Below are 15228 nucleotides of genomic sequence, written 5' to 3' on the forward strand. Positions count from 1 at the left end.
GGTAGCATTGGCACAGGGTAGTCGACGAGTTAGGTAAGCAGATTACGGATATTGCGGTGACGGATGTAGCCATAAAAGCCACGAAGGATGTAGATAGAGCGCACCCTGAGTTGAGTGGCAAGGAAAGAGAAGATGCTATTCAAGCTCAAGTTAACAAATCTGAATGGGGCGTGGGAGGTGATAAACGCCGCATAGTGGAGTCGGGCACAGCGTTAATCCAAGGCTTGGTGAATGGGGATGTAAATAAAGCGGTGGCGAATGCGAGTGCGCCGTATATCGCGAATCAAATAGCGCAACATATCCCAGCTGAAAATAAAGAGGGTCGTATAGCGGCGCACGGTATTGCGAATGTTGCATTAGCGCTGGCAAAAGGTGAAAATGCAGGAGCGCAATCATTAGGTGCGATGACGGCAGAAGCGGTGGGAATGCTGTCGCAAGAGCTGTATAAGAAAAAGCCAAGTGAGCTAACGGAAGATGAAAAATCGACGGTGAGTGCGTTTGCGAGCCTGGCCGCGGGTATAGCGGGAGGGTTAGTCGGCGGGGATACGTCGAGTGCGGCAAATGCCGCAGAGGCAGGGAAGACCACGGTTGAGAATAACTATCTGAGCGACTCAGAGCACCGCCAGAAGACATCGCTGGAACTGAAAGAGAAGCAAGGTAAGATCACGGAAGTCGAGCAACAGAAACTGGCTGAGTTGCGAATTAAAGATACGGAGACAACACAAAGATTACTTGATACCTGTGCCGGAGGTGTTTCGCCTGAATGTACCGCAGCTAGAAAAGATGCATTCGAAACGATAGATACTTACGTCAGTTTGACGTATCAAAACCCAAAAACAGCACAAGCGGGTTATCAAGAAATCGAAAGATTATTGAATTCAACTTCACCAGAGGCACAGCAGGCGTACAATCTGTTGGAGTCCTATACTGAAGCCTTTAAAAATTTCGGTTATACCGATGAAGAAGCACGCACTCGTGCAGGAGTCTATGTCGGTTCTATTTATATTTTTGGTGGAATGTCTGCAATTGCGAACTCAGGTGCGTTAGTTAAACAGTTCGGAAAAGATGTTGCTAAGCCAAATGTAGTTCCACCGAAAGGTAACCAAGTTATTGATGGTTCAAACACTACTAAACCAGGAGTTACATCTCCTAAAGATAGCAATATAATTGCTAACAAAAATCAGTTGCCTGATTGGGTTAATGATATTAAAACACCAAACAGTAGACATAATTTTAATAGTATTAATCAAAAAACGACAACAAAAGAGCTAAATACCGTAATCGATAATTCTGTAGATGTAGCAAAAGATATGGCTGCAATAAAAAATGGTGAAGCATCAATTAAAGGAAATACAATCACAGTTAATAATAGAACTTATGAGCGAAAAGAATCGGGTGTTTTATACCCTGTTTCTGGAGCTGGTTTTACAACTCTTACTAGAGCCGAGTTTAAAGCTCTCGGTGTATACAAACAATTTGGCGATACACAAAAAGCTAGAGATATTCTGACCAATATGAATACGAGCTCTGAAGCTAAAATAAAAGCTCTTGATACGTGGAAAAGGAACCAGAAATGAGTGGTTTTGATATCATCATTGAAAAAAACGTAACTGAAAAAGATTTAAAAAATGCTATGGCTACTGCTTTTTGTGTCTTAAAGAAAAACATATTTATATCAGATGATTATGTTGATACACCATTAAGTGATGAAATAAAAATATGGTGTATTACTACTCCTATAGAGGGTGACTTTTCACTGAGTTGTATGGTCTTTATAAGAGATGAAAATATAACATGTACAGCCATTAAAATAGTAAAAGAATTATGCAATTTTTTGAGTACCAATTGTTTAATATCAAATGAAAATGTTGATCCATTCGAGTGGATATTAATTAACCCGAATGGAAATCATGTTTTAGTAAATTTGAATTCTGATGAGCTAGAAAATGATCGTTATATTTTATCTGTAACATAGTGTTATTGTTGAGAATAATGCATTATCCTCTGAAAAGTTAGCCCAAAGTGATTGCTTAACCATGTCACCGGCGGCATGTGGTAAAGCAAAAGAGCTAAATCAACGCATCTTAGATAAAGGATTACCGTCGGTTGAAACGATGCGTGATAAGCTAACTTCTTGCCAAGATGATGCCTGTCGTAAAGCTGCTTGGGCAGACTATCGTGCCGCGAGCGATGCTACGATTAGCACCTTGAAAGAAATGGCGCTAAATGGTGAACTGAGTCGTGAAGAGTTAGCCTTCATCAACCATGAATTAGGGAAAGAGTTAGCAGTCAGGGGCTATCGAGAAGGTGGCAAAATTGGGGTTTCTGAAAATTTAAGCTGGACAAATAACGGTCAAGGTCCATTAACCGGTTTCTTCGACACAGAATTACGCCAGAAAGAGTTAGTCAACTCAGGGATGACGGTTGCGGATGCTGCTCAGTTTGTACAAGAAGAATAACGTAATTTGATGTTGATGGAGTCTGCGGTAGGCGCTATTGGTTCCAAGGGTGGCTCCAAAGTCAACATTATAGGCAAAGGTTCTAAATTACCGACTGGTTACAGCGCAAAAGATAACGCAATAGTCGGTCCGAAAGGAAGTACATATAGCAATACTGGCAAGACAGATGCATCAGGAAACACGGTTTATAGTAATAATGGCGGATATTATACCTTTGAAAATGGTGTTAAAACTAAAGTTTCATCACCAAATCCGCCAACAAATGTTCAGCAAAATAACGAAAAAGGTAAGGAGTTTGAAAGCTCTATTTTTTGATGAAATAAAATCAAATCCTAGTTTAAAAACGCCTTCAAGAGAAATCACTATAGAAACAAATAAAGGAACTAAAGTTAGAATTGATATAATGGCTAAAGATGAAAATGGAAATATTAAGTGTATAGAATGTAAGAGTTCTCAAACGGCTCCATTCACTAAAAACCAAGAAAAAGGTTTTCCTGAACTTAAAGCTGAAGGCGGAACCATTGTTGGAAAAGGAAAGCCTGGATTTGAAGGTGGAACTAAAATACCACCGACAGAAGTTGAAGTTGTTAGACCAAAAGCAACTGATAATTAAGGATATTACATGTCTATAGAAGATTTAAATAAAATCGATTTAATTACAGTTACTTGCGAAGACATAGTGCCTCCACAAGTTATATTAGTTATTACAGATCATTTACAGTGGTCAGAATATATCAATGATCATTTATATAAATTACAAGAAAAAATTAATAAATATATAGAATTTGTTGAAAGTGGAGAAATGTTAGATAAATATCCAGATGCCTTTGGAAAGGAGGTTATGTTTAAAATTTACTTTAAGTATGGCATTCCTCATGAATGTATTGAGTTTATAAATCGAGTTAGTGAAATTTTGTCGTCTATTAAAATTCAACTGACATATGAAGAAAAAAATATTAAAGATTAAGTACTTGTACTACTTTAAGAACAGTGTATCCCTGCCTCATACAGGGATCTACTTAACCGCTTTACTCCCCCTCAGCCAACCGGATAATCAACTGTCCGGCTTGGTGAGTGAGAGTGTAGTGACTGCCTACTTCAACCCCCAACTCCTTCAACCACTTACCGCTAGTGGTCAGTTGAGGCTAGGATTGGGCTTACCTCGGATCTTCAGATAACCCATTGAGTATTATCTAGTTTTTTGAGCTTATTCTTTATCTGCCTTCACTTCTATCTTTAATCTCAAAACACACGTCGGGAAAATCGGCTCAGCAGGTTAAAAAAACCTTTGGAAATTTAATACTAACCAGCTGAATAGACTAATAAAAAATGGTTTTATCTGCCCGTTTCGCAATGGAATTAGTTGTTGTTGAAAATAATGACTTGCTAATCATTTAGAAAAAGACGTTATTGATAAATTCACAACTCAAGGTATTGCAAAAAAAGAAGAGCTAGATGCCGCATCCTGTGCGTTACTAAAATGCTCTGCTGGATTTGCAGAAGGTACCCCTGAAAAAGCGTATTACGAAAAGTTGGAACAAATTGGTAATCAGCCAGAGTATGCTGAATTACGTGATAAGCTTGCGAATGAGCAATTTACAGTAAGTTATGTTGACCCAAACACTGGAGCAACAATTACGTATTCTATTCCATTATTTCAATATGATAATGCTAGAGCCATTATTGATGGGGCATAGTAATACTGGCAAGACAGATGCATCAGGAAACACTGTTTATAGTAATAATGGTGGATACTATACTTTTGAAAATGGTGTTAAGAGGAAAGTGCCATCACCAAATCCGCCAACAAATGTTCAGCAAAATAGTGAAAAAGGCAAGGAGTTTGAGCAAAAACACTATGAAAAATATCAACAAGAAAACATAACTTCTCAGAGAGAAATTACAATAAAAACTGAGAGTGGGACTAAAGTTAGGGTTGATATGATCGGTAAAGATAAGAACGGAGTAATAAACTGCGTTGAATGTAAGAGTTCACAAACGGCACCTTTAACCGATAATCAAAAAATAGGATACCCAGATTTAGAAAAAAATGGTGGGATAATAGTCGGTGAAGGCAAACCTGGTTTTGAGGGAGGAACAAAATTACCTCCAACTAAAGGCGAAATTGTCAGACCAGATAAAGAAAAATAGAGGGAATAAATGTCAATAGTAGATACCGATAAAGTAGATATGATTGGTATACCAAAAGATAATACAGATCTTGTTCGATTAGGTATAACTGATCATCTATGTTGGAATGACGATATACTTGAACATTTATATTTATTACAAGAGAAAATTAATAGTTATATTCGTTTTATTGAAAGTAAAGAGGTATATGAAGCTTTCCCTGAATCGAAAGGAATTAATAATTTTTTGATCGAAATATTCTTTCTGCATGAAATACCATCAGAATGTATTGAATTTCTTGAAAAGGTAAAAGACATACTGGTTACTATCAATACATCGTTAAGATATGAAGTAGATAATGAATAAGTCCCAGTTCTAGACTGGGATCATCCTTAGTCTACTTCGCTCACTCCTCTGCTAACTGGATAATCAACTGTCTGGCTTGGCGAGTGAGGGTGTAGTGCACCCCACTTAAAACCTAACTCTTTCAGGCAATTACTGCTGATACTCATCTATGGATTGGGGTTGGGTTTACCGCGGTTAGGGGCGTAGCCCACTGTATATTGCCTGGTTTTAACCCCTTCTTCTTTAATCACCCATCCAAATATTGCAAGCCTATCGTGTTATTTCCCTTTCTTTTTTTGTTCAAAAACACCGAACAAACCACCGACAAATACGATTCGAAGCAAAAAGGTGGCAGCTTGTCGGGCAGTATTGGCACAGGGTTGAATACCACGGCATCGGTGAATGTGAATAAAACCGAGATGCACAGTGATTATCAATCGGTGGATAAACAAACGGGTATCAATGCAGGCAAAGGCGGTTTTGATATTACGGTGGGTATATATGAAGTCGCGCCGTTTGTAGGTAAACTCATTTTTATTTTGAATTATTGCAAGAAAAGACATTGTCTGAGATTGACGATATGATTGGCATTACAGGTTTTTACAGCTAGTTGATATCACAGTGATACTGGCTAATTTTAAAAAGATATGTGAGAAATAAACGCTGAATTAATAGTTTTTGGAGTAAAAGTTTATGGACCTTAGTTGGCTGGAAAAAACAAAAAACTATTTAATAAGTCATGAGGGTGGAGATCTCTATTATTTGGTTGAATCATTGATTAAAAGGGAAAAAATAACATATAGACAATTTCTTTATGATGCATCTCATGGCATTAGTAATGGTGAAGGTGAAGGATTCGATTTTGCATTGGATGGTGATTATGATGATCCAAATGACTTTAATTCTGTTGAGTTTTACGTTGGTGGGCTGGAAAGTACCAAAATGACAGTGTCTATTTTTATAGAGTTAATGCAATATATATCAGACAATTATGTCATTGATAATCCTACGGATAAAATATCAGTTGAGAAATCAATGCTAAGAATTAAGCAACGTTATTATAAATTTTTATAAAAAATAATTAATTTATTTTAACCTTCTAGTGAGCGATTTAGTCTGTAGCTAATACTGTCATCCAACTTTGATTACCTAAAAATATCCACATTAGCGTATAAGTAGAAAAATAGATTTATCAGCGTAGGGTGCTATAGTTTATGTGAAGAATATTATCCTTTAGCACAATATGAGAGAGGGACTTATGAGCTTTTTCCAAGAGATTTTAACTAAGGTCTTTAAACCCGCGGATGCCAAAATAGAAAATAGTGCAGACCCTGTTGCTGCAATGACGGAAGCGATTAGAGCCAATATTAATATCAGTAATGATGCTATTTCAGATAATAAAATTGATGCCATAGCTGTGTTAGAAGGCTTGGCAAAAAGTTACCCGCAAAAACTTAATTGGAAAGTGTCTATTGTTGATTTGTTAACATTATTAGGTTTGGATAATAGCTTAACGGCGCGGAAAAAGCTTGCTGCAGAGCTAGGTTATCAAGGTGATACAAGTGATACTGCAACCATGAATGTATGGTTAATTAAAGAAGTGATTAAGCAGTTAGAGCAAGCGGGTGGTAATGTGAATGAGCTCGTGAATCAACTCAAAAAATAAGTCTCAGTGGTGCCGTAGCGTTTTGACTACGGCACGCTTAAAGTCACCATTAAATAAAAATAGTACAGCCTTTATTTCTTAGCGCTTTAATCACTTTTGGTTCCTCTGTAAAGCTATTCCACCGCAAATCGAGTTTAATGAGGTCAGTTAAATTTATTAAACTGTCGGGTAATGTTTGAAGTTTATTGGCACGTAAATCCAAGTATTGGAGAGATAGCATTTCACCTATTGATTCAGGTAGTTGAGTTAACTGATTAAACCTTAAATTTAAAGTATGCAATTTCTTAAGTGCAGATATTGCAGGGGAGATAGTGTGAATTTTATTTTGATTTAGATCCAAAATACGAAGAGAAGATAGGCCCGAAATATTATCCGTAAGCTCTGAAATACAGTTATTCATCAAGTGTATTTCATGCACATTGGATAATTGAGAAAGTGAGCTGGAAAAACGCTCTATTTGGTTATTATACAGACGCAGTTCCTTAAGATTTTTTAACTGAGAAAACCAAGAGGGTATCTGCGTTAACAAGTTATCCGTTGCATTGAAATAAACCAGATTTTTTAACTGAGATAATGAATTTGGTAAAGTGTGAATGCCATTATCGCTCAAATAGAGGAATTGTAATTGATGCAGGTTACCCACTTCATCGGAAATTTCAACAATATGGTTGTGCCCTAAATCTAACATTTTGAGCCGCGTTAACTTTGCTATTTCTGCGGGGATCGATTGAATTTGATTACAAGAAAGATTAAGCACTTTTAGGTTTTCACAGTGAGTTACTCGGTAGGGAAATGCACTGAGATTATTGTTATAGGCGCTTACCAAGCTGTAATCAAAAGGCGCTAAAATAAGCGTATCAATTTCTTCTCGACAGCTTGAATCCAGATTGAGTTCAAACTCAGAGTTGGAATGTTGGTGTAGCATCGCCTTCCTCACTTTAATAGAACGTATTATGTGCAGTTTATCTGTAAAAAATAGAATAATGAACAACATAATAAGATTGAATTGAATGGCCTTTTAAGTCATTAATCATGCTGCTACCTATGATACAGTTTAAGCAATTAATAGGATTCCAATACTAGCCAAGGCGGTTTAGATGCCTAATATTTTATTGTTAGATAGCGAAAGTTTCTCACGCACATTGTATAACCCGCAAGAGCAAGACTCACCCGTTGTTGTTGTCTATTTTTCAGCGTCATGGTGTATCCCTTGCAAAAAGATGAAGCCTGTTTTTGAACAATTGGCGAATCATTTTGAAAAAAGTGCGGTTAAATTCGGTATGGTTGACATCGCTCAGTCCCCCATATTAGCGCCTAAATATGGAATTAAATCTGTCCCAACAATCGCTATTTTTAAAGAGTCTCGATTGATAAAAGTGATTGCGGGAGAGGTTTCTTTCACTCAAGCCGTAGAAACGTTAAACCAAATATTTTGTGTTAATTAGGCGTTCGGTTTAAAGTGGCTTTTTCCTCTTTATAACAATAATAAGCTCATCGTTATGCTGCTATTGATTTTTGAAGGTTTACTGATTGGATGCTTGCTTGGGTTAACAGGGGCGGGCGGTGGTATTTTAGCGGTTCCTGCGTTGATGGCAAGCCAAAATTGGACGGTGGCGCTTGCTGCACCTGTTGGACTTCTAGCAATAACATTAGCTGCTTTTATTGGTGTTATTCAAGGGCTTATTAACAAAACAATACGATATAAAGCCGCTATATGGATAGCGATAGTCAGCATTCCTTTTGCTAAATATGGTATTTTTCTTGCTCAAATAATTACGCCTGTTTGGCTGACTTTAATCTTTAGCTTAGTGATGCTTTATGTTGCATATCGTACTTTTTTTGCTCAAATGGCTGAATTAAATGATGCGCCGTGCCAAATTAGCCAAGAGACGGGGAAGTTTATTTGGAATATAAAAACAGCGTCGATATTAGGTGGTATAGGAATTATTGCAGGGCTTTTAACAGGGGTATTAGGTGTTGGTGGTGGCTTTGTGATTGTTCCTGCGTTACGAAAGGTATCCAATTTAAATATAAAAAGTATTATTGCAACATCATTGATGGTGATTTTTTGTATCGGTAGTGTGAGTATTTTAATCAATATTTTAAATGGATTTCAATACCCTAAGGAAATTAGCTTAATATTTATCACATCCTGTGTCATTGGTTTACTAATAGGGAGAGTCATCATAAATTATATTTCAATAAAATTAGTTAAAAATATATTTGCAAGCCTAATTATTATTGTTTCTTTTAGCTTAATCTATTCAGTCTTAGATGAGTTAAATGTTTTATGAAATTGTGCTTTAAAGGTAAATGTTAACAAATTAGATTATTCAACTAGCAATTTAACTGTTTTTATATTCAATAGTGTATAACATGATTTTCATATTGACGGATTATTGTATTGTTAGTGAATAAAACGATTTATCTTCACCTTCAATGCGGTATAATGAACAATCGCATTTCATCTTCTCTGATAATAGCTTAAAAGGATTTTTGATTATATCAATCAGGGGGGCACTAAAGGTTGACTAATATAATTATGACAAAACAAGATAGCTCAACAACAATAATTGATATAGCTAAACGTGCAAATGTTACTGATATTACCGTTTCACGTGCATTTAATCATCCCGAAATGGTAAAGAAAGAAACAAGGGATAAAATATTAGCGATTGCTCAAGAACTCAACTATGTTCCCAATCTTTTTGCACGAAATCTGAAAAATAAAAATAGCCGCATAATTGGTGTGGTTACTGACAGTACATTTAACCCTTTCTATGTTGTTCTCATTCAAACCGTTTCTCGTTTAGCAAAAGAGAAAGGGTATCAAGTGATGATTTTTGATTCAGATAGTGATGAAAAAGCGGAGAAAACGGCAATCGAAACACTCGTTAGCTATAAGGCGAGTGGCATTTTACTATCACCAGTGCGTGATGATAAAGACTACCAGCCTAGTTATCTTTCATTAATCGACCAACATAATGTTCCGTTAGTATTTGTCGACCGTGCGATTTATGGCTATGAGAAAAAATATTCTGGGTTATTTTTGAAGAACTTTGAAATTGGTGCATTGACAGGAAAATTCCTTAATGAACAAAATAGCGAAAATACGTTAATTATTTCTGGCCCTAAAAATTCAGAAATCAGCTTGTCTCGTTTGTCAGGAATATATGCAAGCTTTCCAAATAGAAAAAACCTTAATGTCTTATATAGTAGTTATATGTTTAATAAAAAAGATGAAGCGTATTTAAGACAAAAAGTTCAAGATCTATACACTCCAGGAATGTATATTGTTGGGCTAAATGGAATTATTACCGCGGGAATGTATAAAATAATTGCGGAATTAGGGCTATCTTGCCGTTATTTTTCAGTCGATTTACCACCTTATGCAGATACCTATCATTTATCTATTTCTGGTGTTCATCATGATTCCGTTTACCTTGGGGAATTAACCACAGAATTATTATTCTCAGAAATAGAGCGTGATACAAATAAAGGCCATGAAACGAAACAAATTTTTGTTGATGGTAAGCTTGTTATTTATTAATAATATATAATTGCCTCGTTAAGGGGCTCTTTTATCCGATTATCTTTCCTTTACTATTTTATATTTCACTTTAATTTGTGATTAAAAAAATCGGTTAATTGACAGTCATAATCTACAGGCAATTAACCGATAAGGTTGAATTATGAAAAATCTAGCGTTTCATTGAGCTAATAAATGTTGCACCCCAGATAATTAAGCCTTTCACAATGTATTGAACGTAAGGGGAAATACCTAGTAAATTCAATCCATTATTTAATACGCCGAGGATCATGGCTCCAATTAATGTACCGATGATCATACCACGTCCACCCGCAATGGAAGCGCCACCCAAAACCACTGCGGCAATCGCATCTAGTTCAAAGCCGACTCCTGCATTAGGTTGCCCACTCATGACGCGTGATGTAAAAATTAAACCCGCAAATGCAGCAGTAAAACCACTTATTACATACACCAACATTTTGTAGCGTTCAACGCGGATACCACTTAAGCGAGCGGCTTCTTCATTACCACCAATAGCGTAAATATAACGACCAAATGAGACGTGGTTTAAGACGACGTAAAAAATAAGATAAAGGCCAAGCATTAATAAAATTGGCACTTGAATGCCCATTAACTCTTCACGGCCCCAGAAGGCAAATTCTTTGGGTAATCCTGATATTGGATAGCCACCGGTATAAATTAACGCTAAACCTTTCGCAATAATCATCGCGCCTAATGTGACGATAATGGGAGGCATTTTACCGTAAGCGGCTAAAATTCCATTAATAAAACCAAATGCAATCCCTGATAATAAACCCAGAGCAATGGCTGCATATGGATCCATACCATAATATTTCATTAGGCCAGCCATCAAGGTGCCCGATAAAGCCATAACGGCACCAACAGATAAATCAATTCCGCCAGTTAAAATGGCAAACGTCATACCAATAGCAATAATGGCATTAATTGAAACTTGTCGTGCAATGGTGGAAAGGTTATTTACCGTTAAAAAATGCTCATTAAAAATGGACATGCAGGTAAATAAAAGAATTAAACCAACAAGTGGTAAGAATGCAGGTATTTTTGTTAATTTAGAAAAACTAAATTTAGTTTTAGTTAGTGGAATTGCACTTTGATTAGACATAGTCATTATCCTATATAATATTGCCAGCTGCATGTACCATAATCTGAGTTGAGTTAATATCTTCTCCACTTAACTCAGCAGCAATTTCACCATCACGAAAGACCAAAACTCTATCACTTACACCAATAACTTCGGGTAATTCAGAGGAGATCATAATAATGGAGATCCCTTTTTCAGTGAGTGAGCGCATTAGCTGATAAATTTCTGATTTTGCCCCAACATCAATACCTCGAGTGGGTTCATCGAAAATAAGAATTTTGGCTTGTTTATTTAGCCAGCGAGCAATAACAACTTTTTGCTGATTACCACCACTTAATGTGGAAACCGCAGTGTGAGGTTCTGGTGTTTTAACTTTTACTTGAGAAATTAAATCAATAGATAAAGTGAGTTCTTTTTTATTTTGGATTAAAAACAATTTTTGCGCATGGTTATTTAACCAAATATTTTCATTGACTGAGAAAGGTAAAACTAAACCTTGGGTTTTACGGCTTTCAGGTAATAAGCCGATACCTAATTGCAGTGCCGCCGCCGCAGATTTAATTTTGACCTCTTTGCCTTCTAAAGTGACTTTTTTCTTATACGCTTTATCCGCGCCAATCATGGCGAGAATAGTTTCAGTTCTCCCTGAACCAACAAGGCCTGCTAGCCCTAAAATTTCACCTTTTTTCAATTGAAGATGGTTAACAGGGCTATTTGAGAAACGTTGAATTTCAGCGTCAAGAATAATTTCCTGTTGGGAGAATTCGCGCTTATGTGGATAAATATTTTCTACTTCTCGGCCAACCATCATTTCAATAATGACATCTAAGTCTGTTTCATCGACTTTGCGTGATCCAATATATTGCCCGTCACGTAACACGCTGATGGTATCGCATATTTCATAAATCTCTTCTAAGTGATGAGAAATAAAAAACATGCCAACACCTTTAGCTTTTAGATCGCGCATAACATCGAATAAATGATTTGCTTCATTAGGTGTTAATGTTGCAGTCGGCTCATCTAATACCAAAATTTTAGCGTCTAAAGAAAGTGCTTTGGCAATTTCAACAAATTGCTGCTCTGCAATACTTAAATGGATAATGGGTTCATCAATATCAATATTAACACCAAGCTCTGTGAGTAAAGCTTGAGATTTTTGGCGCATAAGTTTTCTATCTAATAAACCAAATTTATTTTTTAATTCACGATTTAAAAAGATATTTTCAAACGCATTTAAATAAGGAATTAGAGAGAATTCTTGGAAAATAATACCTACACCAGCTTTGATAGCATCTCTGTAGTTATGAAAAATATGTTCTTTGCCTTCTATCAGAATTTTTCCACTATCAGGTTTATGAATCCCACATAAAACTTTCATTAGCGTAGATTTACCTGCGCCATTTTCACCTAATAACGCGTGAACCTCACCCTTTTCAAGGGAGAGATTAATATTATCCAACGCCTTAACTCCAGGGAAAGTTTTGCTGACATCTTGTAATGCTAATAATTGCATCATATTGCTTCCCTATATTTCTTAACCGCTTAAAAATGGGTAACAAAGTCATCTGGAATAAAGTGATTCCAATATGCATTTAATTATTAATTGTTATGAGAAGGTATTGCACCCAATACATAGGTACAGGTGCAATACAATTAATGAGTCAATATTCGATTACCAGTGGAAATCTTTCGCATTTGTTTTGTCGATTAATTTAACATCAATCGGAACTTCTTTCGGTACGTTAGCACCCCAATATTTTGCCAAACCCATTGCTAAGCCGATACGAACTTGGTCACGTGGGAACTGTGCAGAAGTTGCGATAAACGGTGAGTTACCTTTCGCAATTTCAGCAACGGCTTCAGGCGAACCATCAACACTGACAAGTTTTACGTCACGGCCTGAAGATTCGATAGCCGCTAATGCACCAAGTGAGCCCACATCGTTAACGCTGAAAATACCATTCAAAGTTGGGTTAGCTTGCAGCATGTTTTCTGTGACATTCATCGCAGTATCACGCTCTTGCTTACCATTCAGCTTAGTAACAATTTTAATATTTGGATATTCTTTCATTGCCGCTTCAAAGCCACGAACACGTTCGAGGATTGGCACAACTGGAATACCATCTAAAATGGCGACTTCACCTTTTCCACCCAGTGCTTCACCTAAGCGTTTACCCGCCATTAAGCCAGCATCGTAGTTTTTAGAACCGACGAAGGAGTCAATTGGGCCATTCGCTTGTGCGTCGATAGCGATAACCACAACCCCCGCTTTTTTCGCTGCCAGTACTGCCGTTTCTGCACCAACACTATCCGCTGGGTTGATTAGCAGGATATCGATTTTTTTCTGTAACATATCTTCGATATCACTGGTTTGTTTCGAGACATCATGCGCCGCATCGGAAATATACAGCTGAGCACCCATATCGCCAGTTGCGCTCTCCAGAGCTTCTTTCATCGTGACGAAATATTCGTTGTTTAATTCTTGAAACGACATGCCAACTGAAACAGGTTTTGCCGTAGCGTTGAACGCCATACCTAAAGTCAGGACACTAGCTGCTACAGCTAACTTTTTGAATTTACTCAACATAAGATGTTCTCCTAAAGAGCGTTTAATTATATGTAGGGTCTTACTCGTCTAGTATTTATTTAAATTATTAATTATTACAAACAGTTAGTGCATGTCTATGGCTTGATGACGACTTTAATTGAGTCGGCAGATTTCGCCATGACAAAGGCTTCTTCCCAATCATCGATGGAGTAGAAGTGGGTAACGATATCATCAGCATTGACTAAGCCACGGCTAAAGAGATCGATAGCAACCTCATAGCTATATGGGCCTAAGTGCGCACCGCGGATATCAAGTTCTTTACGGTCACCAATAATTGACCAGTCAACTGTGGTTTCTTTACCAAATACGCTAAATTCAACGAAACGGCCAAGTTTACGGATCATTTCTAATCCTTGGGTTACGCCAACAGGGGCACCTGTCGCTTCGATATAAACGTCGCAGCCGTAACCTTCCGTCATCTCTTTGACTAACTTGATGGCATCTTCTTTCAGTGGGTTGATCACCACGTCAGCACCAAATTTTTTCGCTAATTCAAGGCGTTCGTCGATAGCATCGATCACGACTAATTTTTTTGGTGTTTTGAGTTTTGCAACTTGGATCATACACAGACCAAGCGGGCCAGCACCTGCAATGACGACGACGTCATTTAAATCAATATCACCACGGCGAACGGTGTGGATGGCACAGGCCATTGGTTCAATTAATGCGGCGTCTTTATCGGAAAGTTCATCTGGGATCTTGTGAATGATAGCGCGCTCAGAAAAACGCATATACTCAGCCATCCCACCATCGGCAACTTCTTTTTGGAAACCGTAGATATCATGGGTTTCACACATCCAGTATTTACCTGATTTACAGAAACGACATTCCCAGCAAGGGACGATTTGTTCTGCGAGGATACGGTCACCCACTTTTAATTTGAATTTTTCAGCGGACCCTTCGCCCAATTCTGCGACTCTGCCATAGAATTCGTGACCAGGTACGACAGGGGCTTTGATCCATGGGTCATCCCCCCAGAACATTTGTGCGCCATCATTGGCTTTGCAGTCACCCGCACAGATCCCACAGCCATCGACTTTAATGACAACTTCTCGAAAGCCAGCTGTAGGTCTTCTAATATTTTCAAAACGATAGTCATGGGGACCATGACAAACAACGGCTTTCATTTTTTCAGGTAGGTTACTCATGTTCTAAAACCTCTTTCTAGTTGTTAGCCCTAATGTTGACGTCAACATTAAGCGTTTTTTTATCTCTAAATGACTTTAATTTTTACGCTTAACGATAAATTTGGATACGAATGTAAGAAAAATGGTTCTTTAATGTTATAGATAAAATAATTTATTTTTAATATGACGACGTCGTCATTTTTGAAGGTGCAGAGAAGAAAAACTAAGATTTGTGATTTAA

19 protein-coding genes are annotated in these 15228 nt (G+C 37.3%); 14 read left to right on the top strand and 5 right to left on the bottom strand.

Annotated elements, in window-relative coordinates; genetic code table 11:
• The first annotated feature begins 56 nt into the window (after positions 1-56).
• From ACE2AL_RS04080 to ACE2AL_RS04130, 11 genes are all read left to right on the top strand, one after another.
• Positions 57-1577 carry a VENN motif pre-toxin domain-containing protein gene (locus ACE2AL_RS04080; protein WP_375084026.1) on the top strand — a complete coding sequence of 507 codons (1521 nt, stop codon included), beginning with the start codon at positions 57-59 and terminating at the stop codon, positions 1575-1577.
• The gene (locus ACE2AL_RS04085) at positions 1574-1975 is read left to right on the top strand and encodes a hypothetical protein (protein ID WP_375084027.1); all 402 of its coding nucleotides are present in this window, start codon (positions 1574-1576) and stop codon (positions 1973-1975) included. Before ACE2AL_RS04080 ends, ACE2AL_RS04085 begins: the two co-directional genes overlap by 4 nt.
• A 61-nt stretch (positions 1976-2036) precedes the next feature.
• Positions 2037-2459: a hypothetical protein gene (locus ACE2AL_RS04090; RefSeq protein ID WP_375084028.1), complete on the top strand. Its 423-nt coding sequence runs from the start codon at positions 2037-2039 to the stop codon at positions 2457-2459.
• A 9-nt stretch (positions 2460-2468) separates the two neighbouring features.
• Complete coding sequence (locus ACE2AL_RS04095) at positions 2469-2774, top strand: hypothetical protein (protein ID WP_375084029.1); 306 nt, start codon at positions 2469-2471, stop codon at positions 2772-2774.
• Positions 2755-3072 (top strand): hypothetical protein, encoded by a 318-nt coding sequence (locus tag ACE2AL_RS04100; RefSeq protein WP_375084030.1) that lies wholly within the window; start codon positions 2755-2757, stop codon positions 3070-3072. Before ACE2AL_RS04095 ends, ACE2AL_RS04100 begins: the two co-directional genes overlap by 20 nt.
• A 9-nt stretch (positions 3073-3081) precedes the next feature.
• Positions 3082-3426: a DUF6572 domain-containing protein gene (locus ACE2AL_RS04105; protein ID WP_375084032.1), complete on the top strand. Its 345-nt coding sequence runs from the start codon at positions 3082-3084 to the stop codon at positions 3424-3426.
• Between the two features lie 641 nt (positions 3427-4067).
• Positions 4068-4610 (top strand): hypothetical protein, encoded by a 543-nt coding sequence (locus tag ACE2AL_RS04110; RefSeq protein WP_375084033.1) that lies wholly within the window; start codon positions 4068-4070, stop codon positions 4608-4610.
• Positions 4611-4619: 9 nt separating this feature from the next.
• Entirely contained in the window at positions 4620-4955 is a 336-nt protein-coding gene (locus tag ACE2AL_RS04115) for a DUF6572 domain-containing protein (RefSeq protein WP_272574448.1), read from the top strand.
• A gap of 335 nt (positions 4956-5290) precedes the next feature.
• A complete protein-coding gene (locus tag ACE2AL_RS04120) occupies positions 5291-5518 on the top strand; it encodes a hypothetical protein (RefSeq protein ID WP_272539808.1) in 228 nt (75 codons plus the stop codon).
• Between the two features lie 109 nt (positions 5519-5627).
• On the top strand, positions 5628-6008 hold the full coding sequence (locus ACE2AL_RS04125) for a hypothetical protein (protein WP_375084035.1): 381 nt from the start codon (positions 5628-5630) through the stop codon (positions 6006-6008).
• Between the two features lie 184 nt (positions 6009-6192).
• Complete coding sequence (locus ACE2AL_RS04130) at positions 6193-6600, top strand: DUF3597 domain-containing protein (protein ID WP_206084705.1); 408 nt, start codon at positions 6193-6195, stop codon at positions 6598-6600.
• A 49-nt stretch (positions 6601-6649) separates the two neighbouring features.
• Here the strand turns inward: ACE2AL_RS04130 and ACE2AL_RS04135 are convergent, their stop codons facing one another.
• On the bottom strand, positions 6650-7525 hold the full coding sequence (locus tag ACE2AL_RS04135; RefSeq protein ID WP_272574450.1) for a leucine-rich repeat domain-containing protein: 876 nt from the start codon (positions 7523-7525) through the stop codon (positions 6650-6652).
• 172 nt (positions 7526-7697) lie between these two features.
• Here ACE2AL_RS04135 and ACE2AL_RS04140 point away from each other — a divergent pair, with 172 nt between their 5' ends.
• The 3 genes from ACE2AL_RS04140 to ACE2AL_RS04150 all read left to right on the top strand — a co-directional run bounded on the left by ACE2AL_RS04140 (position 7698) and on the right by ACE2AL_RS04150 (position 10150).
• The gene (locus ACE2AL_RS04140) at positions 7698-8045 is read left to right on the top strand and encodes a co-chaperone YbbN (RefSeq protein ID WP_272539811.1); all 348 of its coding nucleotides are present in this window, start codon (positions 7698-7700) and stop codon (positions 8043-8045) included.
• A gap of 54 nt (positions 8046-8099) precedes the next feature.
• On the top strand, positions 8100-8894 hold the full coding sequence (locus ACE2AL_RS04145; protein ID WP_272574451.1) for a sulfite exporter TauE/SafE family protein: 795 nt from the start codon (positions 8100-8102) through the stop codon (positions 8892-8894).
• A gap of 248 nt (positions 8895-9142) precedes the next feature.
• Positions 9143-10150 carry a LacI family DNA-binding transcriptional regulator gene (locus ACE2AL_RS04150; RefSeq protein WP_206084709.1) on the top strand — a complete coding sequence of 336 codons (1008 nt, stop codon included), beginning with the start codon at positions 9143-9145 and terminating at the stop codon, positions 10148-10150.
• 151 nt (positions 10151-10301) lie between these two features.
• On the opposite strand, the gene ACE2AL_RS04155 is transcribed toward ACE2AL_RS04150, so the two are convergent.
• The 4 genes from ACE2AL_RS04155 to ACE2AL_RS04170 all read right to left on the bottom strand — a co-directional run bounded on the left by ACE2AL_RS04155 (position 10302) and on the right by ACE2AL_RS04170 (position 15008).
• A complete protein-coding gene (locus ACE2AL_RS04155; protein WP_375084037.1) occupies positions 10302-11279 on the bottom strand; it encodes an ABC transporter permease in 978 nt (325 codons plus the stop codon).
• 4 nt (positions 11280-11283) lie between these two features.
• Positions 11284-12768, bottom strand: coding sequence for a sugar ABC transporter ATP-binding protein (locus ACE2AL_RS04160; RefSeq protein ID WP_272539813.1), 1485 nt, complete (start codon positions 12766-12768; stop codon positions 11284-11286).
• Positions 12769-12924: 156 nt separating this feature from the next.
• Positions 12925-13785 carry an ABC transporter substrate-binding protein gene (locus ACE2AL_RS04165; protein WP_370661211.1) on the bottom strand — a complete coding sequence of 287 codons (861 nt, stop codon included), beginning with the start codon at positions 13783-13785 and terminating at the stop codon, positions 12925-12927.
• Between the two features lie 149 nt (positions 13786-13934).
• Positions 13935-15008, bottom strand: a complete 1074-nt coding sequence (locus ACE2AL_RS04170; RefSeq protein ID WP_375084038.1) for a zinc-binding dehydrogenase — start codon at positions 15006-15008, stop codon at positions 13935-13937.
• Between the last annotated feature and the right edge of the window lie 220 nt (positions 15009-15228).

Source organism: Providencia xihuensis (assembly GCF_041953405.1).
GTDB lineage: Bacteria > Pseudomonadota > Gammaproteobacteria > Enterobacterales > Enterobacteriaceae > Providencia > Providencia vermicola.

Bases quoted from the DNA above. Each gene is read 5' to 3' on its own strand.
- ACE2AL_RS04105 (WP_375084032.1), top strand. From the start codon at position 3,082: ATGTCTATAGAAGATTTAAATAAAATCGATTTAATTACAGTTACTTGC.
- ACE2AL_RS04095 (WP_375084029.1), top strand. From the start codon at position 2,469: ATGTTGATGGAGTCTGCGGTAGGCGCTATTGGTTCCAAGGGTGGCTCC.
- ACE2AL_RS04145 (WP_272574451.1), top strand. From the start codon at position 8,100: ATGCTGCTATTGATTTTTGAAGGTTTACTGATTGGATGCTTGCTTGGG.
- ACE2AL_RS04110 (WP_375084033.1), top strand. From the start codon at position 4,068: ATGTTGACCCAAACACTGGAGCAACAATTACGTATTCTATTCCATTAT.
- ACE2AL_RS04090 (WP_375084028.1), top strand. From the start codon at position 2,037: ATGTCACCGGCGGCATGTGGTAAAGCAAAAGAGCTAAATCAACGCATC.
- ACE2AL_RS04165 (WP_370661211.1), bottom strand. From the start codon at position 13,785: ATGGCGTTCAACGCTACGGCAAAACCTGTTTCAGTTGGCATGTCGTTT.
- ACE2AL_RS04125 (WP_375084035.1), top strand. From the start codon at position 5,628: ATGGACCTTAGTTGGCTGGAAAAAACAAAAAACTATTTAATAAGTCAT.
- ACE2AL_RS04115 (WP_272574448.1), top strand. From the start codon at position 4,620: ATGTCAATAGTAGATACCGATAAAGTAGATATGATTGGTATACCAAAA.
- ACE2AL_RS04155 (WP_375084037.1), bottom strand. From the start codon at position 11,279: ATGACTATGTCTAATCAAAGTGCAATTCCACTAACTAAAACTAAATTT.
- ACE2AL_RS04085 (WP_375084027.1), top strand. From the start codon at position 1,574: ATGAGTGGTTTTGATATCATCATTGAAAAAAACGTAACTGAAAAAGAT.
- ACE2AL_RS04135 (WP_272574450.1), bottom strand. From the start codon at position 7,525: ATGCTACACCAACATTCCAACTCTGAGTTTGAACTCAATCTGGATTCA.
- ACE2AL_RS04170 (WP_375084038.1), bottom strand. From the start codon at position 15,008: ATGAGTAACCTACCTGAAAAAATGAAAGCCGTTGTTTGTCATGGTCCC.
- ACE2AL_RS04130 (WP_206084705.1), top strand. From the start codon at position 6,193: ATGAGCTTTTTCCAAGAGATTTTAACTAAGGTCTTTAAACCCGCGGAT.
- ACE2AL_RS04150 (WP_206084709.1), top strand. From the start codon at position 9,143: ATGACAAAACAAGATAGCTCAACAACAATAATTGATATAGCTAAACGT.
- ACE2AL_RS04140 (WP_272539811.1), top strand. From the start codon at position 7,698: ATGCCTAATATTTTATTGTTAGATAGCGAAAGTTTCTCACGCACATTG.
- ACE2AL_RS04160 (WP_272539813.1), bottom strand. From the start codon at position 12,768: ATGATGCAATTATTAGCATTACAAGATGTCAGCAAAACTTTCCCTGGA.